We start from the raw sequence: 23,693 nt of genomic DNA on the forward strand, positions 1-23,693 counted from the left end.
ATTTGCCCCGGATCGTTCAAACCGAGCAGCGGACCACGCCTCTTTTGCGCGCATGATCACGCCGCTGCAGCTTTGGGGCGGACATGAGTGTACGGTAAACCGCGTCGGAAACGTCTGGCGGGATCAGACGCGCCTGACCGGTCACCACGACCGGATCGACGACCTTGACGCCTTCGCCGCGCTCGGACTGAGCGCCCTGCGCTATCCGATCCTTTGGGAGCGGGTCGAGACCGAGCCGGGCGTGTTCGATTGGTCCTGGACGGACGCGCGCATGACGCGTCTGCGCGACCTGGGTCTGCGTCCCATCGTCGGGCTTCTTCACCATGGGTCGGGTCCTTCCTGGACGGATCTGCTCGATCCCGGCTTCGCGGAGGCTTTCGCTGCCTTCGCCGGCCGTGTCGCCGAACGCTATCCATGGGTCACGGACTGGACCCCGGTCAACGAGCCGCTCACGACCGCGCGGTTCAGCGCCCTCTATGGTCACTGGTACCCCCATGGTCGCAGCGACACGGCGTTCTGGATCGCCCTGCTGAACCAGATCGAGGCGACCCGGTCGGCCATGAGCGCGATCCGCAAGTCGGTCCCCGACGCGCGGTTGGTCCAGACCGAGGATTTCGGCCGGACTTTCTCGACCGCCGCCTGCGCCGAACAGGCCGCCTTCGACAACGACCGGCGCTTGATGACCTGGGACCTGCTGTGCGGCCGGGTGGTCGAAGACCATTCGTTGTGGGCGCATCTGGTCGGACACGGACAGGTCGGCCGCCTCGAGAGCCTGGCGACGGACCCCTGTCCCCCCGGTCTCATCGGGCTGAACCACTATGTCACCAGTGATCGCTTTCTGGACGAGCGGCTCGAACGCTATCCGGCGCGCGTCCATGGCGGCAACGGTCGCCTGGCCTATGCGGACGTCGAGGCGGTCCGGGTGCTGCATCCCCCGCCTTCGGGCTGGGAGCGGAGCCTGGCCGAGTTGTGGGACCGCTATCGCCTCCCGCTCGCCGTGACCGAGTGTCATCTCGGGTCTTCCGTCCAGCAGCAGCAGCGCTGGTTCCATGCCGCCTGGTCGGCCGCGCTGGCCGCCCGCGGCGCGGGCGTTCCGGTCGAGGCCGTCACCGCCTGGGCCCTGCTGGGCAGCTACGACTGGGACAGCCTGCTGACCGAGCAGAACGGTCGCTACGAACCCGGGGCCTTCGACCTGTCGAAAGACGGCCGTCCCCGACCCACCGAACTGGCCGCCACGCTCCAGGCAGTAGCCCGCGATGGCGTGATCACCGGACCGGATCTCGGTCCCGGTTGGTGGGACCGTGACGCCCGTTTGGAATACCCGGCCTGCCATCCGCTCGAGCCGCCCGCCCGCGCTTCGCTCGAACCCCGACCGCCTGTCCCCGACACTTCCTCATCCAAGAAAGAGGCTATTCGCTTGCCCGCACCCGTCACAAATCCCGCTGGATCCCGCGTCATCGACCTGACGGACGCCCGCCGGACCGATCCCATCGTCTGCCTGTCGCATCTGCGCTGGAATTTCGTCTTCCAGCGGCCCCAGCACCTGATGTCGCGCTTCGCCGCGACCCGCACCGTCATGGTGTTCGAGGAGCCCCTGCCGGTCGAGGCCGGAACGAAAATGGGGGTCGACCTGCGCGTCTGCGCCGCCACCGGCGTCATCGTGGCGACGCCCCGGATCGCGGACGGACTGGAAGGCCCGGCGCGGACCGCGGCCCTGCGCCAGCTGCTCGACGAGGCCATGGCGGCGCATCACATCGCGCGTCCGGTGCTTTGGTACTACACGCCGATGATGGTGCCCGTGGCCCGTCATGTCGCGGCGGCAGCCGTCGTCTATGACTGCATGGACGAGCTGGCCAATTTCCGCTTCGCCCCGCCCGAGCTGACCACGCTGGAGCGCGAGCTGTTCGCCTCGGCCGACGTGGTCTTCACCGGCGGCCATACGCTGTACGAGGCCAAGAAGGGGCTGCACGGCAACATCCATCCCTTCCCGTCCAGCGTGGACACGGCCCATTTCGCCAAGGCCCGGGCCCTGCCGGCGGATCGCAACAGGGACCGGCCGCGGCTGGGATTCTTCGGCGTGATCGACGAGCGTATGGATCTGGCCCTGATCTCGCGCGTGGTCGCGGCGCGTCCGGAGTGGGATTTCGAACTGGTCGGCCCGATCGCCAAGATCGCGCCGGAGGACCTGCCCCAGCATCCCAACCTCACCTATCCGGGTCAGAAGGCTTACGATGAGCTGCCCGGCTGCCTGGCGCGCTGGGACGTGGCCCTGATGCCCTTCGCCATCAATGAATCGACGCGGTTCATCAGCCCGACCAAGACGCCGGAGTATCTGGCGGCCGGACGTCCCGTCGTCTCCACCCCCGTCCGCGACGTCATCCGCCACTATGGCGACCTGCAGGCCGTCCGCATCGCCGCCACGGCCGAAGAGTTCGTCGCCGGCTGCGACACGATGCTGGCGCTCAAGGGCGACGCGGACCCGGCCTGGCTGGCGGAGATCGACACGGCGCTGTCGACCCTGTCGTGGGATCAGACCCAGCTTCGCATGGCGGCCCTGGTCGATGCGGCGGCGCGCAAGCGCGGGACGTCGTCACCCACCGCAGCGGCGGCACCGACCCGCTGGCCCTCGATCCGTCGCTCGCACTACGACGCCCTGATCGTCGGGGCGGGCTTCGCGGGTTCGGTTCTGGCCGAGCGGCTGGCCAGCGAGGGCAAGCATGTCCTATTGATCGACCGTCGCCCCCACATCGGCGGCAATGCCTTCGACAAGCTGGATGAAGCGGGCGTGCTGATCCATCAGTACGGACCGCACATCTTCCACACCAACTCGGCCGACATCTTCGACTATCTGTCGCGCTTTACCGAATGGCGGCCCTATGAGCACCGCGTGCTGGCCGATGTCGCGGGCCAGCGTGTGCCGATGCCGATCAACCGGACCACGCTGAACATGCTCTACGGGGCCGACCTGCAGTCGGACGCCGAAGCCGAGGCTTTCCTGGCCAGCCGCGCCGAGCCGGTGGAGCGGATCCAGACGTCGGAGGATGTGGTCGTCAATGCGATCGGTCGCGAGCTCTACGAGACCTTCTTCCGGGGTTACACGCGCAAGCAGTGGGGTCTTGACCCTTCGGAGCTGGACAAGTCGGTGACGGCCCGCGTGCCCACGCGGTCCAACACCGACGACCGGTATTTCACCGACACTTTCCAGGCCATGCCCAAGCATGGCTACACGCGCATGTTCGAGAATATGCTGGACAGCCCGCTGATCCACATCGAGACCGGGGTCGAGTATCGCGATGTGGTGGATGAGGTTCTGTACGACCGATTGATCTTCACCGGGCCGATCGACGAGTTCTTCGACTATCGCTTCGGCAAGCTGCCGTACCGCTCGCTGCGCTTCCAGCACGAGACGCACGATCAGGAGATCTTCCAGCCGGTGGCCACGGTCAACTATCCGGACGAAGCGACGCCGTGGACGCGGATCACGGAATACAAGCACCTTACGGGGCAGACCCACCGCCAGACCAGCATTACCTACGAATATCCCGCCGCGGAGGGGGATCCCTACTATCCGATCCCCCGCGCGGAAAACCAGACGCTGTTCAAACGCTACGAGGCCCTGGCGGTCGGGCGGCCCGACGTGACCTTCGTCGGTCGTCTGGCCACCTACCGCTACTACAACATGGACCAGGTGGTCGGTCAGGCTCTGGCGGCCTGGCGCCGGCTGTCGCCGGTGGTCGAAGGGGTCGCGGCGCGGGCGGCGACGGCTGGATCCGCCGTGGTGTGATCGCGTCCTGTAGAAAAGGGGCGGTCCGCCTTTCGGCGGCCGCCCCAGGTGTGGCCTCAGGAAAACAGCCGGGATCGATCTAGAACCGTCCGCGAATGCCCAGCAGGATGTTGGTGCCAGGCTCGTAGTAGGTGAAGGCGGCGTTGTCGTATTCGAACGTCGAGCGTTGCGGCTCGTCGGTCAGGTTCTGGATGTCGAGGGTGACGCGCGGCGAGGAGGGCAGCCAGTCCAGGGTGTAGCTGGCCTGCAGATCGACCTGACCCCGGGCGTCGGTGCGCAGCTGCGCCACCGGTACGCTGTTCTGGTTCGGCCCCGAGCTGATCTGGGCCTCGTTGTAGTTGTAGGACACGCGGAGGGCGACGGGGCCGCGCTCGTAGTAGCCGGTCAGGTTGTAGGTCGAGGGCGAGATGCCCACCGCCACCGCGGGCGCGCCGGTACCCGAGCCCGACTGGTTGATCTTGGTGTAGTTGGCGGTGAAGCCCAGCCCCTCGGTCAGGAAGTCCAGCGGCTGGACCCAGGTCAGCTCCAAGCCTTCGATCTCCAGCACGCCGTTGGCGTTGACCTGTTGCGTCACCGTGACCGTGGCGACGTCGGGGCCGCCGCGGTTGGTGATCGCCTGCTGCTGCAGCGCCGTCAGCTCGTTGAAGGCGACCCCCAGCTGGTTGAAGGGGATGGTGTTGGTGCCCTGGACCGTGAAGCCGGTCACCGACTTGGTGAACAGGGCGATGCCGAAATAGCCCTCGCCGCCCGTGTACCACTCTCCGCCGAAGTCGAAGTTGTTCGACAGATAGGGCGTCAGGTTCGGGTTCCCCTGGTTGGCCTGCTGGGCGGACGGGTCGCTGAACGTCGTCCCCGGCAGCATGGCCGAGGGGTTGGGACGGGTCAGGGTCCGCGAGCCGGCGAAACGTAGCGTGACGTCCGGCAGCACCTCCCACACCGCGTTGAAGGCGGGCAGGTACTCGTCATAGGTCTGGTTCAACGTCAGGAAAGAGGTCACCCCGTTGATCGTCTGGGGCCCGGTGATGTCCTGGTCGGTGGTGGCATAGCGCACCCCGGCGTTGAACCGCATGTCGCGGTCCAGAAGCTGGGTGATGCCGTTGACCTCGATATAGGCCCCGATGGTGGATTCATCGATCGTGCCGGAACTGGCGCCGGTCGCGGCCGAGGAGACTGAGGGGGCCGCGGAGCTGTAGGCGTCGAAATTCGTGTCGCTGAAGAACCGATCGACGTCCAGGGCCACGAAGCCGAGCTCGCCCGGGCGCAGGTAGGAGGCCAACTGGGACGCCAGGACGGCCGAGCCGGCGCGGCCGTCGCAGGCGGGGTTGGTGGTCGGCAGGGTGTCGGTCGGGCCGCTGCCCGCGCCGCCGCCACCGCAGACGAAATTTTGCCACCGCTGGGAGTTGTCGCGCGCGTCGATCGTGCGGCTGACGTCGTCGTAGGCACCTCCGAAGCGGAAGTTGATGCCTTCCTCGCGGCCGACGGTGAAGTCCCAGCGCGTGCCCTTGGTCTCGGTCTCGCGCAACTCGTTCTGGACGTTCAACCGGCCGCCCACGAACGTCCAGCCCAGGTTGGGGTCGTTCAGATCCCGGCTGGAAACAATCGAGGGATAGTCGCCACCGGTGTTGTCGTAGGTCACCGTCAGGCCGGTGTTCAGCGGGGTGTTGATCAGCAGGGTGGGGGCTTCGCGCCGGAACTCCGACCTGCTCATGTTGAACTGGCCGTCGATCCGCAGCCAGTCGGTCGGCTGCCACATCATGCCCGGGTTGACGTTATAGAAGTCCAGCTCCTCGTGGTACGGCCGCACCTCGAGAAAGAACTGGGAGTTGGCGTAGGTGCCGCTGGTGACGACGTTGTTCGCATCGACCTTGACGCCGAGGGGCACCATGAAGTTCGAGTTGCGGACGACCCAGTTGATGTCCGAGCGCGTAAACTGGCGGTCGGCCTTGCCGTACAGCAGATCCGCATAGAACTGCAGGGTTTCCGACGGCCGGAACTCGAGCGAGAGCAGGGCGGAATCGCGGTCGCGGTTTCCCTCGCTCAGCGAGTCGCGGCCCAGGCGCGGGATCAGTCCGTTGCCCAGCGCCGTCAGGCTTGTGCCCGGATTGCGGGCCAGAAGGAAGGCCGAGTCGATGACCGTGCCCGCGACCAGGCCGTTCCCGGCGTTGACCGGCACCGTGCCGGGCAGGTTGAACCCGTTGCCGCCGAACGGCTGATTGCAGGGATTGCCCGCGGGCGGCCCCGGGACCGAGGGCGACCCGCACAGGGCGTCGCTCAGGTTGGGGTTGGTCCAGCCGATGGTCTCGAACCCCTCGGTGCGGCTCTTGTTGCGCACGGCGGCCAGGCCCAGCAGCACGCCGAAGCCGCCGCCATTATCGAATTCCCAGGTGTTGGAGACGATGCCGGCGAGCCGGGGGCTGACCTCTTCGGACTGGGTGCCGTAGTTGGCCTGGACCGAATAGGTGAAGTTGGGCCCCTCGCTGTCGAACGGACGCGCGCTGCGCATGTTCACCACCCCGGCGACGCCGCCTTCCAGCGTCGAGGCCATCGGGGTCTTGTTGACGTCCAGACGGGTGAACAGTTCGGTGGGGAACAGGTCGAGATCGACCTCCCGGTTCTGGTTCTGGGAGTCCGTCCGGCCCGAGGAGGCGACCGAGATCTGGGCGCTGTTCAGCAGCACCTTGGTGAAGTTGGTGCCCAGCCCGCGCACCGAGATGTTCAGCCCCTCGCCGTTGATCTCGCGCGTCAGCTGAACCCCGGGAATGCGGTTCAGCGACTCGGCCAGGTTCAGGTCCGGGAACTTGCCGATGTCCTCGGCGAAGATGGAATCGGTGAACCCGGTCGCATTGCGCTTTGCGGTCGTCGACTGAGCCAGACTGCTGCGGAAGCCGGTGACGATGATCTCGTCGACGACGGTGGCGTCCTGGGCCGGCGACGGCGTCTGGGCCAGGGCCGATACCGGTACGGCGGTCAGGAGGGTGGCACCGAGCAGCAGGGCGCTGCGGCGGGCGCGCGCTTTGTGCGGCGTGAACATGTCGATGATCCCTCCCCAGGGGCTGTCGGTTGCGGCGGGCCAACGACCGGCCGAAGAACGCTTCCTCGCGGCGCCACTCTAGATGGTAGCGCTCACATCACATTGGTATGTCCGACATTTGGAATTGTCAATGTGGCCTGACAGTGGGGCGAACATGCTCGCGGGGGTGCGGCTTTTCGGTGCCGCAATTCAGACCGGGCTAGGATCGCTCTGGAAAGCGCGCTCGGCATAGCGGAACAGGGCGAAATCGGCCGGCCGGCCCGTCCCTGACGTATCCTGGCAGGCCATGCCGACGAAGGCTCCGGTGAAGTTGGCGGTGCCGGCCGCGGCCGCCTCGTCCGACAGGATGCTGGCGTCGAACACCTCGGGCAGCCAGGTCCAGGTCGGGTCCTGCTCCAGCTTCCAGGCGAAGCGCAGGCGTTCCTGATCGACCTCGACCCGAAGGGCCAGGGGCCCGTCGCCGATGGCGACCGGGGCGGTGAAGGCATCGGCCTGGGCCTGGTCCGGGAGGGCCGACATGACCTGCAGGCACCGCCCCAGTCGCTCGTCGTGGGTCACGTGCAGATAGTGGAAATTGGCGGTCCCGTAGTAGCAGATCAGCCCGGCCGCCTGCTGATAGTGTTCGGGATCGAACGCCATCACCGTCTCGGCCGAATAGGACCAGGCCTGCTGACGCCGGGCCACCAGGGCCTGGCGGAAATGGCTGCCCAGGCTCTCGCGCCCATGCAGGCGCAGCCATCCGGGCCGGTCGGACAGGGAGAAGATCTCGTCCGGCCAGGGCGTGCGCAGCCACTGGAAGGCGATCGGCAGGGCGGGCCCGTCGAACCGGTCGGTCTCGACGACGAAGGGCGGGGGCGCGTCGTGCGGAGCGGGCGCAGGGGTCTCGATCACGGGCAGGGCGTCGCCGGTCTCGGTCCGCAACCAGCCGTCCGCGCCCCAGACCATCCGCTGGATCGCGGTCTCGCGCCCCAGCACGCAGCGGCCCCGGTTGGGCAGGGGGCGACCGCACAGATAGACCGCATAGGTGTCGCCCTCCGGAGTCTCGACCAGGTCCGCATGGCCGGCGCGCTGCAGCGGGGCGTCAGGCCGATCGCGGGCGGTCAGCAACGGACCGTCGGGGTGGAGGACGTAGGGGCCTTCCAGGCTGCGCGACCGCGCGAGGGTCGCCGCATGGCCCCAGCCGGTGCCCCCCTCGGCGGTCAGCAGATAGTACCAGCCGTCCCGCCAGTAGAGATGCGGAGCCTCGGTCAGTCCGAGGGGCGTTCCGCTGAAGATGGTCCGCCGCGTGCCGATCATGCGGCGCTCGGTCGGCGAATATTCCTGCAGCACGATACCGGCAAACCGGTTGGCCCCGGCGCGGTGGTCCCACAGCATGTTGAGCAGGTATTTGCGCCCGTCTCGGTCGTGGAACAGCGAGGGGTCGAAGCCGCTGCTGTTCAGGTGGATCGGATCGCTCCAGTCGCCGTCGATGGTCGGGCAAGTGACCAGATAGTTGTGGAAGTCGCGCAGGGACGCGCCGCTCGCGCCACCGACCGAGGTGCGGCCATAGCGTTTCACATCGGTGTAGATCAGGTGGAACAGCCCGTCGGCATGGGTCAGGCACGGGGCCCAGACGCCGCATGAGTCCGGCGCGCCCAGCATGTTCAGCTGACTGGCCCGGCTCAGGGGCCGGGTGATCAGGGTCCAGTTGGCCAGATCGCGCGAGTGGTGGATCTGAACCCCTGGAAACCATTCGAAGGTCGAGGTGGCGATATAGTAGTCCTCGCCGACCCGGCAGATCGACGGATCGGGATTGAACCCCTTGAGGATCGGATTGCGGATCGGGGTCATGGCGTCGCCTGGGCGATCGCCGCGCCGTCGGCCGGGCCCGTCCTGCCCGGATCGCGGACGAGGGTCCACAACAGGGCGGCGCCGACCAGGTCGAGGACGGCCAGGGCGACGAAGAAGGGCGTATAGCCGACCGTCGCCACCAGGCTGCCGATCAGCAGGGAGAAGACCAGCACGCCGAAATTGCCGCAGGTCCCGGCCATGCCGGTGACGGTGGCCACCTCGTTCCGGCGGAACAGATCCGAGGACATGGTGATGACCGTGACCGACAGGGTCTGGTGCGCGAACCCGCCGAGGCACAGCAGCAGGATGGCCACATAGGGGCTGTCGACGAAGCCGACGAAGCCGATGCCGATCATCATCACGGCCCCGACGGTGAAGGCGGTGCGCCGGGCGTTGATCAGGCTGAGGCCGCGCTTCTGCAGGAAGGCGGCCAGGGTCGGGCCGAACAGGCAGCCCAGGTCGGCGGCCACGAAGGGCAGCCAGGCGAACATGGCGATCTGGGCCAGGTCGAACCCGCGCACCGTGGTCAGATACAGCGGCACCCAGAAGGCCAAGGTCCCCCAGGTCGGGTCGGCCAGGAAGCGGGGCAGGGCGATGCCCCAGAAATTGCGGTTGCGCAGGATCCGCAGCGGCGAAGGCTTGGCGTCTTCGGCCTGCAGATGGGCCTCGCGACCCTCGGCGATCAGCCGCTTCTCTTCGGCGGACAGGCGGGGATGGGTGTCGGGCGAGCGGTAGAAGCTCAGCCACAAGGCCACCCAGATCAGACCCAGGGCCCCGCTGATGTAGAAGGCCGCGCGCCAGTCGTAGGTCAGGATGGCCCAGGCCACGATCGGGGGGGCCAGCATGGAGCCGACCGAGGCCCCGATGTTGAAGACCCCGCCCGCCAACCCCCGCTCGCGCGCCGGAAACCATTCGGAGACCGTCTTCATCCCGGCTGGATTGGCCGATCCCTCGGCCAGACCCAGCAGGCCACGCAGCACCGCGAAAGCCGGCCAGGAATTCGCCAGGCCATGGGCCATGGTGATCAGGGACCAGGCCGCGGCGAACAGGGCGAAGCCGGTCTTCAGCCCTAGGGTGTCCAGGACATAGCCGCAGAAGGGCTGCATCATGATGCCCAGCTGGAAGGCCCCGGTGATCCACGAATACTGCTGGGTCGTGACCCCGAGCTCGGTGGTCAGGGTCGGGGCGGCGACCCCCAGCGTGCTGCGACTGAGGTAGTTGATGATCGCGCCCAGCATCACCAGGCCGATGATCCACCAGCGCAGATTGCCCCGTCTCAGCATGTCGGTTCCCCTCCCGGGCCGAGGTCGATCGCTTCTGGTCAGGCGGCGATGAATCCCCCGGCCAGCGACCGATAGCCGCAGAGCCGCCGCCAAGGCAAATTGTCAGACCATTCAGCGCAGCGCGATCCGCTGCAGCACCACATTGTCGTCCAGCCGCCAGATCTTCAGCGTATGGCGGCCGGGCGCGACCGACCGGAAGGTCGTCGAAAGGGTGCGGACGTTGGTGATGACCGCCTGGTTCCAGTCGCGCTGTTCCTGGGTCGTGGTGGCATTGGGGGCGGGGATCAGGCTGTCGACGAGGGGGATCATCGGGCCGTCGTCCAGGGAGACGCCGAAGGCCAGTCGGGCCTTCCCCGTCGTATCGAGGGTCGGCACCAGATCCAGCAGGGCCTCGAGGTCGCCGCCCTGCGCCAGGGTGAAGTCATACTCCAGCCGGACCCCGTCCGCCTCGGTCGTGGGGGGACGGCCCTGGGGGAAGGCGGTCACCGCCCCGGCGGTGAGGCCGAGGTTCGGGATGACGCGCCAGGTCAGGCCCGCGCCCCCGACGGCGCGAGAAAAGTCCGGTGCCTCGATCGTGATCCGGTCGCCGGACGCGGCGGCGTCGGCCGGGGCCGAGACCGCTGCAACCCTCGGCGTGGCGGTCGCGGCCACGCGGATCACCTCGGGCATCTCCTGTGACTCCGGCTGCTGCCAGGAGGTGTAGCCGATGTGGGTCTGCAGCATCATGCCGTCCCACTTGCCGTCGCTGATCGCGTGGTATTCGGCCGTGATCGCGGCGTCCTCGCGGAAGGCCGCCTCGGCCCGGTCCGCGAAGGCGTTGGCGCGGGGATCGTCGACCGCCGCCAGACGGCGGTTCCAGGCCACCGAGTAGTAGAGGTCATAAAGGGTGGCCAGGGCCCGGATCGGGTGCTGAACCAGCTGGAAATAGGCCGCCTGATGCGTCTCGGGCAGCTGGACCCGCACGGCCTCGGCGCGGGCCTCCAGCGCCTCCCATTCCGCCACCCTGCGGCCGAAGTCGCCGCCGTCCAGGGTGTCCGGCCTCATGAGGCCGAGGGGAAAGGTGGCCGGGTCGATCAGCTCCGGCTTCCGCCGGGCCGCATACTGGCTGTAGCGCGTCACCAGGTCCGCGATGTCGGCGGCATGCTCCGGTCCGAAGGTCGCGGCGGCCCAGTCGCGCGGATAGCGCTCCAGTGCCTCCAGCGTCATCGCCTCGGGATCCCAGGCCTGCCGCATGAAGGCGCTGATCGGGAACTCCATCGGCTTGATGTCGCCGACATTGACGATCCACAGGCTGCGCGCCCCGCTCTGCCAGGCCAGATCCATCTGCTGCGAGGTCTTCTCGATCTGGACCGTGTTCAGCCATTTGTAGTTCCGGGGCGCCCCGACGTAGTCGAAATGGTAGTAGACGCCGTAGCCCGCGGCGCGGTCGCGATCCCCGGTCGGCAGTCGCCGGATCTGGCCCCAGTTGTCGTCGGCGAACAGCAGGAAGACATCGTCCGGCACCTGCATGCCGTGGTCGTAGTAGTCCTGCACCTCCTTGTAGAGGGCCCAGACCTGCGGGGTTTCACTGGCGGGACGGCCGGTGACGTCGGCGATGATGGCCCGTTGGTCGGCGACGACCTGTTCCAGCAGGGGGATGGCGGTGCCCTCGGCCATGGCCTCGTCGCCGTCGCCGCGCATGCCGATGGTGACCAGGGTGTCGAACGGCCGGCCGTCGCCGCGCGACATCATCCGCTCGATGCCGCCGCGCCAGAAGGTCCGCACATTCTCCCCATTGGCGGCGTAGTCCCAGCGGCCGCCGGTGACGCCGCTCTCGGTGTCGCGATGCCATTCGTCCTGGGCCCGGGTCAGGGGCTCGTGGTGGGAAGTGCCCATCACCACCCCCATGGCGTCGGCCAGAACCATGTTGCGGGGATCGTCGGCGTTGAACGCCTTGGGGGCCCACATGGCGGGCCACAGATAGTTGCCACGCAGGCGCAGGATCAGCTCGAACACATGCTGGTACATTTCCACGTTGATCCCGCCGAACCGCGTCCGGGCCCAGGTGGCGAAGCCGGGATCCTCGTCGTTGATGAAGATCCCGCGATAGCGGACCCCAGGCTGGTCGCGGCGCGCCCCGGCGGTGACGAAGACGTCGGACCGGCGGTGCACCGGCACGTCGGCGAACCAATGCCAGGGCGAGACGCCGATCTTTTCCGACAGGTCATACAGGCCAAAGACCGCCCCCCGCCGGTCGGCTCCGACGATCACCAGGGCGCGCTCCACGCCGGGGTAGGGGGCCTCGACGACGATCTGGCGGAAGGCTTCCCACTGGCCGGCGATGTCGCCGGTCTCGATCCGGCCGCGCGCGATCAGATCGTCGATCACAGTGCTCTGGCCCAGCACGCCGACGATCACAAGATCGCCTGTGGCCCCGGCCGTCGTCGCGATCCGGGCGGGGGCGTGTCCGCTGACCCGCTCCAGATCGGTGGCGAAGTTGTCGGCCGCGAGCGTCACAGCGGTGTCCGCCCCGGGCTCGACCAGCAGCGTCGCCGGACGGTCGCCGGTGATCAGGGGAAAGCTTCCAATGCTGGATGTCGCGCAGACCGACACAGGGCGGTCGCAGGCCTGGGCGGCCGATCCGGTCGCGAGGGCACCGAGCAGGAGAAGGGCGATCACCAAGCCGCGCATCGGTCACCTCAAGGGCTGTTCCAGGACGTCCGAACCGATCGATGACGCGCGAAACAGCGCCTGGCAATACTCAGACAATATTCAGGCGCTCCGAACCCGAATGCGAGTTGACCGGGTGCCGGAGCCCGGCCTAGGCTCGTGTTAGCGCTATCATCGTCGGTCAACGGCGGGGCTCATGGGAGGACGACAATGACCGCTCGGACCGGCCGTGATTTCGTGCTCGCCGTCATGGGGCTGGGCACGGCCGCGCCCGTCGGGGCGCAGGACCTTCTCGCCGCACCGTTCTCCGACCATGGCGTGATCCAGCGCGACCGACCCATCACCGTCTGGGGACAGGCCGGGCCGGGGGAGGCGGTCACTGTCGATCTGGCCGGCCGGACGACCCGTGCGACGGCCGGTCAGGTTGGCCGCTGGCGGGCGGAACTCCCGGCCATGACGGCCGGTGGTCCCCATGTGCTGACCGCGCGATCCGGCGATCGCACCGATCAAGCCGAAGACCTGCTGGTCGGCGACGTCTTCCTGTGCTCCGGCCAGTCCAACATGGTGGTCCCGGTCAGCCGGGCCCTGAACAGCCCGCGCGAGATCGGGGCCTCCGCCGACGACGGCATCCGGCTGATGACGATCCCCACCGTTCATGCGCCGACGCGCCAGCCGGACTTCGCCCAGCCGGTGTCCTGGGTCGCCGCGGCACCGGCGACCGTCGCCGACTTTTCGGCCGCCTGCTTCTTCTTCGCCCAGGACCTGCGCCGCGACCACGATGTGCCGATGGGGTTGATCAACGCCGCCTGGGGCGGGTCGACGATCCAGGCCTGGATGGGCGCCGAGGCGATCCGCGGCCAGGGCGGCTATGACGAAAGCCTGTCCATCCTCGACCAGTTCGCGACCGATCCGGCCGGGGCCCAGAGCCGGTGGGGCGCGGTGTGGGAGGCCTGGTGGACCTCGAAGGCGGGCAGCCGGCCCTGGACCGAAACCACCGAGGCCTGGTCGCCCGTTCCCGCCATGACCGCCTGGGAGACGTGGGGCGTGCCGGAGCTGGCGGCCTATAACGGCATGCTCTGGTACGGGGCGCGGGTCGGCCTGACCGCCGCCCAGGCGGCCCAGGGCGCGACCCTGACGCTCGGCAATGTCGACGAGGCGGACCAGACCTGGATCAACGGCACGGCCATCGGCGCGTCGGGTTCGGGCGATCGTTTCTATCCGGTCCCGGCGGGCGTGCTGAAGGCGGGCGACAACGCCGTCATCGTCAATGTCTTGGACACCTATGCCAACGGCGGCCTGTACGGACCGGCGGACAAGCGGGCCCTGGTCCTGGCCGACGGCACGTCGATCCCGCTGGATACAGCCGGCTGGCGCTATACCAGCGGGGCCGGCGACTTCGGTCCGGCGCCGCGCCCGCCGTGGGAAGCCCTGGCCGGGATCACGACCATCTCCAACGCCATGATCGCGCCGCTGGAGGGCGTCGGTCTGAAGGGCGTGCTCTGGTATCAGGGCGAATCCAACACCGGCCGCGACCCCGAGGCCTATGACCGGCTGCTGGCCGGCTGGATGACCGATTGGCGGGACCGGTTCGACCAGCCCGACCTGCCCTTCCTGATCGTCTCTCTGGCCAACTATGGCGAGCCGCGCGCCGAGCCCGCGGCGTCGGGCTGGGCCGAGCTGCGGGACCGGACCCGCACGGCGGTGCTGGCCGACGACCACGCGGCCCTGGCCGTGGCCATCGACCTCGGCGACCGCTGGGACATCCATCCGGGTCAGAAGCTGGAGCTGGGCCGTCGTCTGGCGCGGGCGGCGCGCGCCGAGATCTATGGGTCAGACATCGCTCCGTCAGGGCCCGAGGCGGCGCATGCGACCCGGGACGGCGACGCGGTCGTGGTCCATTTCGACCGGGTCGAAGGCCGCCTGGTCGCCTTCGGCGGGGCAGGTTTGCTGGGCTTCGAGCTGTGCGGGGCGGACGGCTCGGCCTGCCGCTTCGCCGACGCTCGCCCCAACGGGGCGACGGTGCGGATCGCCGTCCCCGCCGGGACCGCGGCGGATCAGGTCCGCTACGCCTGGGCCGACAATCCGACCGTGAACCTGTTCGACGGATCAGGCCTCCCGGCCGGCCCTTTCCGACTCCTTGTAGATCAAAAAAGGCAAACCCCATGACGCGCACCTCCGCCTTCGGCACTCCCTCCCGGCGCGCCGTGCTGGCCGGCGCCGCTGCCAGCGCCGGTCTGGCGTCGGTCAAGCCCGCCTGGGCGCAGGGGGATCAACCGTCCCTGCGCGACCTCGCCGCCGCGCGCGGCCTGCTGTTCGGCTCGGTCGCCGGCATGGCTCCTCCGGGACGACTGGGCGGTTCGCTGCAGGATCCGGCCTATCAGGCCCTGCTGATCGCCGACTGCGGGGGGCTGGTGGCCGAGAACGAGATGAAGTGGGCGGCCCTGCGTCCCGACGCCGAGCGGTTCGACTTCGACCGCATGGACCAGATCGCCGCCTTCGCGACCGAGCACGACATGGCGCTGCGCGGCCATACCCTTCTGTGGCATCACCCGCAGTGGTTTCCGCGCTGGCTGACCGACTACGACTATGGCGCGCGACCGGCCGCCGAGGGCGAGCGGCTGTTGACCGAGCATATCCGGGGGGTCACCGCCCGCTATCCTCAGGTCGTGTCGTTCGACGTGGTCAATGAGACGGTCGACGCGGGTACCGGGGCCCTGCGCGAGACCTCGCTGTCGCGCGCCATGGGGCAGGAGGTGCTCGACGTCGCCTTCCACACGGCGCGCGAGGCCGCGCCTCAGGCGCGGCTTTGCTACAACGACTATATGAGCTGGGAAGCGGGCCATGAAGCCCATCGGGCCGGGGTCCTGCGGCTGCTGGAAGGGTTCCGCAAGCGCGGCGTGCCGGTCGATGCCCTGGGCGTCCAGAGCCATATCGGCTCCGGCAACACCGACGATTCCGTGGGCTTCGACACGGCCCAGGAGCGGGAGTGGCGGGTCTTCCTCGACGAGGTCGTCGGCATGGGATTCGACCTGGAGATCACCGAGTTCGACGTCCACGACAAGAACCTGCCGCTGGATTTCGAGGTGCGGGATCGCGCGGTCGCGGACCTGGCCGAGCGTTATCTGGACCTGATGCTGGACTATCCCCAGACCCGCACCGTCATGCTATGGGGCCTGGCCGACCACTACTCGTGGCTGCAGGGCCTATGGCCCCGCGCCGACGGGGCCGCCAAGCGCCCGACGCCTTGGGACGCGGCGTTCAAGCCCAAGCCGCTGCGCGCCGCCATCGAACGGTCCCTGACCCGAGCGAAGCCGCGCTGAGCTGACGGTCGGCGCGACCCGACCTCAGTTGCCGGGGGCGAAGGGGAAGGACAGGGCCTTGTAGTAGTCGAGGTCGTGCTCCGGCTCCGCCGCCCCGGCGGGCAGGGGCCGGTCGGCGAAGGTGCGGAAATAGGCCACGCTGGCGTCGCGCCACCACTTCGCCTCCTGCTCCTGAATGGCCAGGAACTGGGAGACCTCGTCGAATCGGCGGGAGTCAACATAGGGGACCAGCGTCGCCCAGCTCCGGCGCATGTCACCCACCTTCGCCACGCCGCGATCGTAGGTCAGGACCAGTTCGTCCCACAGCGGCCGTCCCGAGGCCATGCGATGGTCCCAGCCGACGTGATGGAACCACAGCAGATCGCGCTCATCGACGGTCTCGAGGTCGCCATATCGCGCCGCGACGGCGGGGGCGTACTGCGCGATCGCGTCGCTGCCGCTGGCGGTGCGGTCGAAGCCGATCCCGGCCGCGTCGGCCTTGTTGTAATAGGCCGGGTTCCACTCGGGCCGGTCCAGGTCGGCGACCCAGGGGCCAGGGCCGTAGTGGTGGCCGGTGGCCATCTGGTGATGCAGCCCCAGGGGCGTCATATAGTCCACCACCGCCTCGCGCGAGCCCATCATCATCGCCACCACAGGCTCGACGAAGCGCGGATCGGGGGTGAAGGTCCGGCGCGCCCAGTCGCGGGCGACGGGCTCGGCGCGGGTGTCCGGATCCCAGGCCATGCGGCCCAAGACATACCAGTTGGCCTGGTCGAAATGGCTGCCCGACCAGTTGCGGTCCGTGCCGATGTTGGCCACCCCGGCCATGCCGGTCAGGGTATGGTTCTCGGCTGTTCCGTCCACGATCCGCGCCACCGAGGTGCCCGCCGTCGGCCGGTGCGTGTCCGACTGCAGCGTCTCCTCATACATCGTGCCGAGGTAGGCCAGATGGGTGGCGAAGCCGAGGTACTCCTTGGTGATCTGGAACTCCATCATCAGGGGCGTTTCGGGCATCGCCCCGAACAGCGGATGGAAGGGTTCGCGCGGCTGGAAGTCGATGGCCCCGTTCTTGACCTGGACGATGACGTTGTCGCGGAAGCGGCCGTCCAGCGGGACGAACTCGGCATAGGCCTGTTTGGCGCGGTCCGTGGTGTCCTCGGCCGAATAGACGAAGGCCCGCCACATCACGACGCCGCCGTGCGGCGCGACGGCGTCGGCCAGCATGTTGGCCCCGTCGGCGTGGGTGCGGTCGTAGTCCTGCGGCCCCGGCTGACCCTCGGAATTGGCCTTGACGAGGAAGCCGCCGAAATCGGGGATGGCGGCGTAGATCTCGTCGGTCTTGGCCTTCCACCAGGCGGCCACGGCGGGGTCCAGCGGGTCGGCGGTCGGCAGGCCGCCGATCTCGATCGGGGCGCTGAACCGGGCCGACAGATAGACCTTGATGCCATAGGGCCGGAACACATCGGCCAGGGCCGCGGCCTTCTCGATATAGGGGGCGGTCAGGCTGAGGGCGTTGGTGTTGACGTTGTTCAGCACCGTTCCGTTGATGCCCAGCGAGGCGTTGGCGCGGGCGTAGTCGACGTAGCGAGTCTGGGTATAGCCGGGCAGGGTGTGCCAGTCCCAGATCGACTGGCCCGAATAGCCGCGCTCGACCGTCCGATCCAGATTGTCCCAGTGGTTCAGCACCCGCAGCTTGACCTTGGGCGCCGCGCGCACGTCGAGCTCGGTCAGGGGCTCGCCCAGCTGCAGCCGCCGCAGCCATTCGAAGCTGCCGTACAGCACCCCGACCTCGCTGTTGGCGGTGATGACGGTGACGGCGCGACCGTCGATCCGGGCGCTGCGGATCAGATAGCCTTCTGGACCGAGGTCGGCGACCGGCAGGTCCAAGGCGGCAATGCGAGGGGCGCTCGCTGGCCCGAGGACCAGGGCCCCGTCGGCGAGGTCGGACGACAGTTCGGGCGTCCGCTCCAGCAGGCCGGCGATACCCCGCGAAAGCTCGGCCCGGGCCAGACGCAGGGTCTCGCCGTCGCCCTCGACGACGATGCGAGCGGCGAGGGGCGTGGCCGCGCGGGCGGCGGGCTCGGCCAGGGGCCGGTAGCGCAGCCATAGGTCATAGCCGTCTTCGGCCCGCGCCGACGGGGGCGTGAGCCAGACGGCCATGGCCAGGACGGCCAGCAGAATCCAGGCGTTGAGACGCGTCGTCATCGGTCCTCCCACGGCCCGTATCCGGGCTCTATCCACGCTTGCGCGGACGAGTTGACATCGCCCGGCGAACGGTTTCTGGTAGCGCTATCATGACAGGGCCCGGGCGGTTGTCCAGAGGCCGGACGGCGGGTCTACCGCCGCTTTTGGGGAGCATCGGGTGTCGGACCTGACCATCACCGCCGCGCGGGTCATCACGACCTGCCCCGGACGCAACTTCGTCACCCTGAAGCTCGAAACCCGGGGCGGTCTGACCGGCGTAGGGGACGCCACCCTGAACGGCCGCGAATTGTCGGTCGCCAGCTATCTGGTCGACCATATCGTGCCCCTGCTGATCGGACGCGACGCCCACCGCGTCGAGGATACCTGGCAGTACCTGTACAAGGGGGCCTACTGGCGGCGCGGGCCGGTGACGATGTCGGCCATCGCCGCCGTCGACATGGCCCTGTGGGACCTGAAGGCCAAGGCGGCCGGCCTGCCCCTGTACCAGCTGCTGGGCGGAGCCTGCCGCGAGAACGTCATGGTCTATGGCCACGCCAACGGCGTGACGGTCGAGGAGACGGTGGCGGAGGCGAAGCGCTATGCCGACCTGGGCTATAGGGCCATCCGCCTGCAGTCCGGCGTGCCCGGCCTGGCCTCGACCTACGGCGTGTCCAAGACCTTCGGCTATTACGAGCCCGCCGACGCCGCCCTGCCGACCGAGAACCTGTGGTCCAGCGAAAAGTACCTCCGCTCGGTCGCGCCCCTTTTCGAGGCGGCGCGCGAGACCCTGGGGTGGGACGTCCACCTGTTGCACGATATCCACCACCGCCTGACGCCGATGGAGGCCGGGCGGCTGGGCAAGGACCTAGAGCCCTATCGCCCGTTCTGGCTGGAGGATCCGACCCCGGCCGAGAACCAGGCCGCCTTCCGCCAGATTCGCCAGCACACCACCACGCCCATCGCCGTGGGCGAGATATTCAACACCATCTGGGACTGCAAACAGCTGATCGAGGAACAGCTGATCGACTATATCCGGGCGACCGTGGTCCATGCCGGCGGCATCACCCACCTGCGCCGGATCGCGGCCCTGGCCGACCTGTATGGTGTCCGGACCGGCTGTCACGGGGCGACGGACCTGTCGCCGGTGTCGATGGCCGCGGCCCTGCATTTCGACCTGTCGGTCCCGAACTTCGGCATCCAGGAATACATGCGCCACACGGCCGAGACCGACGCGGTCTTCCCTCATGCCTACAGCTTCGCCGACGGGGCCCTGCACCCGGGCGAGGCCCCCGGTCTGGGCGTCGACATCGACGAGGCCCTGGCCGCCGAACATCCGTACCGCCCGGCCTATCTGCCGGTGAACCGCCTTGAAGACGGCTCCATGCACAGCTGGTGATCGACCGAGGCGCGCCGCCAGACGCGCGCCCGGTTAGGGAAACGAAGGAGGGACGATGACCGACGCATCTACCGACGGTGCCACGGCCGGGGCGACCGGCCGGATCGGCCGTTACCGCTGGCTGATCTGCGGCCTGCTCTTCTTCGCCATCACCATCAACTATGTGGATCGCCAGGTCCTGGGGGTGCTCAAGCCGGTGCTCGAGACCGAACTGGGCTGGAGCGAGATCGACTACGCCAACATCGTCGTCGCCTTCCAGGCCGCCTATGCGATCGGCCTGCTGGCCTTCGGGCGGTTCCTCGACGTGATCGGCACCCGCTGGGGCCTGGCGATCGCGGTGGTGATCTGGAGTCTGGCGGCCATGGCCCATGCCGGGGCCCGGTCCGCCATCCAGTTCGCCGTGGTGCGGTTCGCCCTGGGCCTCGGCGAAGCCGGGGGTTTCCCCGCCTCGGTCAAGGCGGTCTCGGAGTGGTTCCCCAAGAAGGAACGGGCCCTGGCGACCGGTATCTTCAACGCCGGCTCCAATGTCGGGGCGCTTGTGACGCCCATCCTCGTGCCCCTGATCGTCCTGACCCTGGGCTGGGAGTGGGCCTTCATCCTGACAGGGCTGACGGGCTTCGTCTGGCTGGCGCTGTGGCTGCTGATCTATCGCCGGCCCCAGGACCACCCCAGGGTGTCGCCGGCCGAGCTGGCCCATATCGAGAGCGACCCGGTCGATCCGCCGGGCAAGGTCGGCTGGTCGACCATCGCCTTCCGGCGCGAGACCTGGGCCTTCCTGCTGGGCAAGTTCCTGACCGATCCGGTCTGGTGGCTGTTCCTGTTCTGGCTGCCGGACTTCTTCGCCAAGACCTATGGTCTGAACATCAAGACCTTCGGCCCGCCGCTGGTGGCGGTCTATCTGCTGGCGGACGTCGGCTCGATCGGCGGCGGCTGGCTGTCGTCGCACCTGATCAAGCGCGGCTGGTCGGTCAATGCCGGACGCAAGATGACCATGCTGATCTGCGCCCTGGCCGTGACGCCGATATCGATCGCCGTCTTCGCCGACAATCTGCTGGTCGCGGTCGGGATCATCGGCCTGGCGGCGGCGGCGCACCAGGGCTGGTCGGCCAATCTCTACACCCTGGTCTCGGACGTGTTTCCCAAGCGCGCGGTGGCGACGGTGGTCGGGTTCGGGGCGGCGGGGGGCGCGGTCGGCGGCATGTTCATCGCCACCTTCGCCGGTTGGACCCTGGAGACGACGGGCAGCTATGTGCCCCTTCTCTTGTTCGCGGGCGGGGCGTATCTGATGGCGCTTCTCGTCATCCACCTGCTGACGCCGCGCCTGGCGCCGGTGGTCCTGCCCGCCGAGCCGTCATGACCCAGCCGCTGCGCCTGCATCCCGACCGTCTGTTTCCGGCCGATCCGGAGACCCGGGCCGTGGCGCGCCGCCTGCATGCCGAGGTCGCCGGCCTGCCGATCGTCAGCCCGCACGGCCACACCGATCCGTCCTGGTTCGCCCTGAACCAGAACTGGACCGATCCGGCCGCGCTGCTGATCACGCCCGACCACTATGTCTTCCGCATGCTGTTCAGCCAGGGCGTGGCGATGGAGGACCTGGGCGTACCCCGGGCCGATGGGGGGCCGGTCGAGACCGATCCCCGGGCCATCTGGCGGCGCTTCGCCGAGCGCTATCATCTGTTCCGGGGCACGCCGTCGCGCCAGTGGCACGACTGGGTCTATGCCGAGGCCTTCGGGCTCGAGGTCCGCCTGTCGGCCGAGACGGCGGACCACTATTACGACGTCATCGACGCGGCCCTGAAGACCGAGGCCTTCAGGCCGCGCGCCCTGTTCGAGCGCTACAATATCGAGCTGATCGCCACGACCGAGAGCCCGTTGGACCCGCTGGAGCACCATGCCGCGATCCAGGCCTCGGGCTGGTCCGGCCGGGTCATCACCGCCTATAGGCCCGACCCGGTGCTGGACCCGGATTTCGAGGGCTTCCACGACAATCTGGTGCGGTTCGGGGCCCTGACCGGCGAGGACATCAGCCGCTGGGACGGCTATCTGGCGGCGCACCGGCGGCGGCGCGCCTTCTTCGCTGATCACGGTGCCACCTCGACAGACCACGGCCATCCCACCGCCTTCACCGCCGACCTGCCCGAGGCGGAGGCGGCGGCCCTGTACGCGAAGGTGGCGACCGGCCCGGTCTCGCCCGCCGAGGCGGAGCTGTTCCGCGGCCAGATGCTGACCGAGATGGCGCGGATGAGCCTGGACGACGGTCTGGTGATGCAGATCCACCCCGGCAGCTTCCGCAATCACAATGGCCCGGTGTTCGAGCGTTTCGGCCGCGACAAGGGGGCCGACATCCCGACCCGCACCGACTATGTCACGGCGCTGAAGCCCCTGCTGGACCGGTTCGGCTCCGAGCCCGGTCTGACCATCATCCTCTTCACCCTGGACGAGACCGCCTACAGCCGCGAACTGGCCCCGCTGGCCGGCCACTATCCGGCGCTGAAACTGGGTCCGCCCTGGTGGTTCCACGACAGTCCGGAGGGTATGCGCCGGTTCCGCGAACAGGCGACCGAGACGGCGGGCTTCTACAACACCGTCGGCTTCAACGACGACACCCGCGCCTTCCTGTCCATCCCGGCCCGCCACGACGTGGCCCGGCGCATGGATTGCGGCCATCTGGCGAAACTGGTGGTCGAGCACCGGCTGGAGGAGGACGAGGCGCACGACCTGGCCCGCGCCCTGACCTACGACCTGGTCAAGGCGGCCTACCGTCTGTGAGCCCGCGCCTGTCCGACGCCACCCTGGCCGGCCTGCCGGCCGAGGTCGAACGCCCGGGCTATGATCGCGCGGCGGTCACGACCGGCGTGGTCCATCTGGGCATCGGGGCCTTTCACCGCGCCCACCAGGCGGTGGTGTTCGACGACGCCCTGCGCAGCGGCGACCGGCGCTGGAGCGTGCTGGGAGTCTCGCTGCGCTCGCCCGGGGTACGCGATCAGCTGCAGCCTCAGGACGGCCTGTACAGCCTGCGGGTCCGGGACGGCTCGGCGGAGACGGTGCGCATCATCGGCGCGGTCCGGCGCGTCCTGGTCGCCCCCGAAGACCCGGGTGCCGTGGTCGTCGCCATGGCCTCGGCCGACGTCCACCTCGTCACCCTGACGGTGACGGAGAAAGGCTATCGCCTCGATCCCGCGACCGGTGCGCTGATCCAGACCGATCCGGACATTCTGGCCGACATCGCCGACCCGGCCCGGCCCCGTACCGCCCCGGGCTTCCTGGTCGCGGCCCTGGCCGAGCGTCGTCGCCGGGGCCTGCCCCCCTTCACGGTGATCTCGTGCGACAACCTTCCGCACAACGGCGCGCGGGTGCGGGCGGCTGTGCTGGGTCTGGCGGAACGGATCGATCCGGACCTGGCCGCCTGGATCGCGGAGCAGGGGGCCTTCCCCGCCACCATGGTCGATCGCATCGTGCCGGCCACGACGCCGGACGACATCGCGGCCCTGACTGAGCGGCTGGGCGTCGAGGACGCCGGCATGGTCAAGACCGAGCCCTTCACCCAGTGGGTCATCGAGGACCGGTTCGCCGGGCCCCGGCCTGACTTCGCGGCCCTGGGCGTGCAGCTGACCGGCGCCGTCGCCCCGTGGGAGGACGCCAAGCTGCGCCTGCTGAACGGGGCCCATTCCGCCATCGCCTATCTGGGCGGTCTGGCGGGGCATGACTTCGTGCATCGGGTCGTGGGCGAGACCGCGTTCGCCGCCTTCGTCGAGCGGCTGTGGGACGAGGCGCAGACGACGCTGAACCCGCCGCCGGGCCTCGATATTCCCGCCTATCGGGCGGCCCTGATGGCCCGGTTTCGCAACGAAGCCCTGCAGCATCGTACCCGCCAGATCGCGATGGACGGGTCGCAGAAACTGCCGCAGCGCCTGCTGGCGACGATGGCCGACTGCTTGGCCGCCAATCAGGGCATCGACGCCCTGGCCCTGGCGGTGGCGGGCTGGATCCGCTGGCAGGCGGGGGTCACCGAAACCGGTGAGACCTTCGTGGTCGATGATCCGCTTGCCGATCGGCTGCGGGACTGTCTGGCGGGGGCCGCCACGGTCGAGGCGCGCGTCCAGGCGGTGATCGACCGCTCGGGCGTCGTCCCGCCGAGCCTGGCCGGCGATATGCGGTTCGCGGCCGCCGTTACCCAGGCTCTGGCGCAGATTGAGTCCCGGGGCGTTCTGACCGCGATCGGCTGAACCGAGCCTTC

General features: G+C 68.8%; 12 protein-coding genes. 7 read left to right on the forward strand and 5 right to left on the reverse strand.

Translation table 11 applies throughout. From position 1 onward, the window contains the following. The first annotated feature begins 52 nt into the window (after positions 1–52). A complete protein-coding gene (gene glf, locus BZG35_RS18135; RefSeq protein ID WP_150125957.1) occupies positions 53–3,784 on the forward strand; it encodes a UDP-galactopyranose mutase in 3,732 nt (1,243 codons plus the stop codon). A 79-nt stretch (positions 3,785–3,863) separates the two neighbouring features. On the opposite strand, the gene BZG35_RS06230 is transcribed toward glf, so the two are convergent. From BZG35_RS06230 to BZG35_RS06245, 4 genes are all read right to left on the reverse strand, one after another. After that, complete coding sequence (locus tag BZG35_RS06230) at positions 3,864–6,815, reverse strand: TonB-dependent receptor (protein WP_077354867.1); 2,952 nt, start codon at positions 6,813–6,815, stop codon at positions 3,864–3,866. Between the two features lie 189 nt (positions 6,816–7,004). After that, positions 7,005–8,645, reverse strand: a complete 1,641-nt coding sequence (locus BZG35_RS06235) for a glycoside hydrolase family 43 protein (protein WP_077354868.1) — start codon at positions 8,643–8,645, stop codon at positions 7,005–7,007. Next, a complete protein-coding gene (locus BZG35_RS06240) occupies positions 8,642–9,928 on the reverse strand; it encodes an MFS transporter (RefSeq protein WP_077354869.1) in 1,287 nt (428 codons plus the stop codon). The genes BZG35_RS06235 and BZG35_RS06240 overlap by 4 nt, the downstream gene beginning before the upstream one ends. 111 nt (positions 9,929–10,039) lie before the next feature. Then, positions 10,040–12,598 carry a glycosyl hydrolase 115 family protein gene (locus BZG35_RS06245; RefSeq protein WP_077354870.1) on the reverse strand — a complete coding sequence of 853 codons (2,559 nt, stop codon included), beginning with the start codon at positions 12,596–12,598 and terminating at the stop codon, positions 10,040–10,042. Positions 12,599–12,787: 189 nt separating this feature from the next. On the opposite strand from BZG35_RS06245, the gene BZG35_RS06250 reads away from it, so the two are divergent. Then, the gene (locus BZG35_RS06250) at positions 12,788–14,743 is read left to right on the forward strand and encodes a sialate O-acetylesterase (RefSeq protein WP_077354871.1); all 1,956 of its coding nucleotides are present in this window, start codon (positions 12,788–12,790) and stop codon (positions 14,741–14,743) included. Then, a complete protein-coding gene (locus BZG35_RS06255) occupies positions 14,740–15,897 on the forward strand; it encodes an endo-1,4-beta-xylanase (protein ID WP_077354872.1) in 1,158 nt (385 codons plus the stop codon). Before BZG35_RS06250 ends, BZG35_RS06255 begins: the two co-directional genes overlap by 4 nt. 24 nt (positions 15,898–15,921) lie before the next feature. On the opposite strand, the gene BZG35_RS06260 is transcribed toward BZG35_RS06255, so the two are convergent. Further along, a complete protein-coding gene (locus BZG35_RS06260) occupies positions 15,922–18,081 on the reverse strand; it encodes an alpha-glucuronidase family glycosyl hydrolase (protein WP_077354873.1) in 2,160 nt (719 codons plus the stop codon). Between the two features lie 166 nt (positions 18,082–18,247). Here BZG35_RS06260 and manD point away from each other — a divergent pair, with 166 nt between their 5' ends. The 4 genes from manD to BZG35_RS06280 are packed head-to-tail and all read left to right on the forward strand — an operon-like array spanning position 18,248 to position 23,682. Beyond that, positions 18,248–19,456 carry a D-mannonate dehydratase ManD gene (gene manD / locus BZG35_RS06265; protein WP_077357881.1) on the forward strand — a complete coding sequence of 403 codons (1,209 nt, stop codon included), beginning with the start codon at positions 18,248–18,250 and terminating at the stop codon, positions 19,454–19,456. 55 nt (positions 19,457–19,511) lie between these two features. Next, a complete protein-coding gene (locus BZG35_RS06270; RefSeq protein ID WP_077354874.1) occupies positions 19,512–20,813 on the forward strand; it encodes an MFS transporter in 1,302 nt (433 codons plus the stop codon). Beyond that, positions 20,810–22,225, forward strand: a complete 1,416-nt coding sequence (gene uxaC, locus BZG35_RS06275; protein WP_077354875.1) for a glucuronate isomerase — start codon at positions 20,810–20,812, stop codon at positions 22,223–22,225. Before BZG35_RS06270 ends, uxaC begins: the two co-directional genes overlap by 4 nt. Then, positions 22,222–23,682: a mannitol dehydrogenase family protein gene (locus BZG35_RS06280; RefSeq protein WP_077354876.1), complete on the forward strand. Its 1,461-nt coding sequence runs from the start codon at positions 22,222–22,224 to the stop codon at positions 23,680–23,682. The genes uxaC and BZG35_RS06280 overlap by 4 nt, the downstream gene beginning before the upstream one ends. The last annotated feature ends 11 nt before the right edge of the window (positions 23,683–23,693 follow it).

It is taken from the genome of Brevundimonas sp. LM2 (assembly GCF_002002865.1).
In the GTDB taxonomy this organism is placed as follows: Bacteria; Pseudomonadota; Alphaproteobacteria; order Caulobacterales; family Caulobacteraceae; genus Brevundimonas.

What these genes read in the sequence shown, in the direction of transcription:
- glf (WP_150125957.1), top strand. Translation starts at nt 53, where the DNA reads ATGATCACGCCGCTGCAGCTTTGGGGCGGACATGAGTGTACGGTAAAC.
- BZG35_RS06230 (WP_077354867.1), bottom strand. Translation starts at nt 6,815, where the DNA reads ATGTTCACGCCGCACAAAGCGCGCGCCCGCCGCAGCGCCCTGCTGCTC.
- BZG35_RS06235 (WP_077354868.1), bottom strand. Translation starts at nt 8,645, where the DNA reads ATGACCCCGATCCGCAATCCGATCCTCAAGGGGTTCAATCCCGATCCG.
- BZG35_RS06240 (WP_077354869.1), bottom strand. Translation starts at nt 9,928, where the DNA reads ATGCTGAGACGGGGCAATCTGCGCTGGTGGATCATCGGCCTGGTGATG.
- BZG35_RS06245 (WP_077354870.1), bottom strand. Translation starts at nt 12,598, where the DNA reads ATGCGCGGCTTGGTGATCGCCCTTCTCCTGCTCGGTGCCCTCGCGACC.
- BZG35_RS06250 (WP_077354871.1), top strand. Translation starts at nt 12,788, where the DNA reads ATGACCGCTCGGACCGGCCGTGATTTCGTGCTCGCCGTCATGGGGCTG.
- BZG35_RS06255 (WP_077354872.1), top strand. Translation starts at nt 14,740, where the DNA reads ATGACGCGCACCTCCGCCTTCGGCACTCCCTCCCGGCGCGCCGTGCTG.
- BZG35_RS06260 (WP_077354873.1), bottom strand. Translation starts at nt 18,081, where the DNA reads ATGACGACGCGTCTCAACGCCTGGATTCTGCTGGCCGTCCTGGCCATG.
- BZG35_RS06270 (WP_077354874.1), top strand. Translation starts at nt 19,512, where the DNA reads ATGACCGACGCATCTACCGACGGTGCCACGGCCGGGGCGACCGGCCGG.
- uxaC (WP_077354875.1), top strand. Translation starts at nt 20,810, where the DNA reads ATGACCCAGCCGCTGCGCCTGCATCCCGACCGTCTGTTTCCGGCCGAT.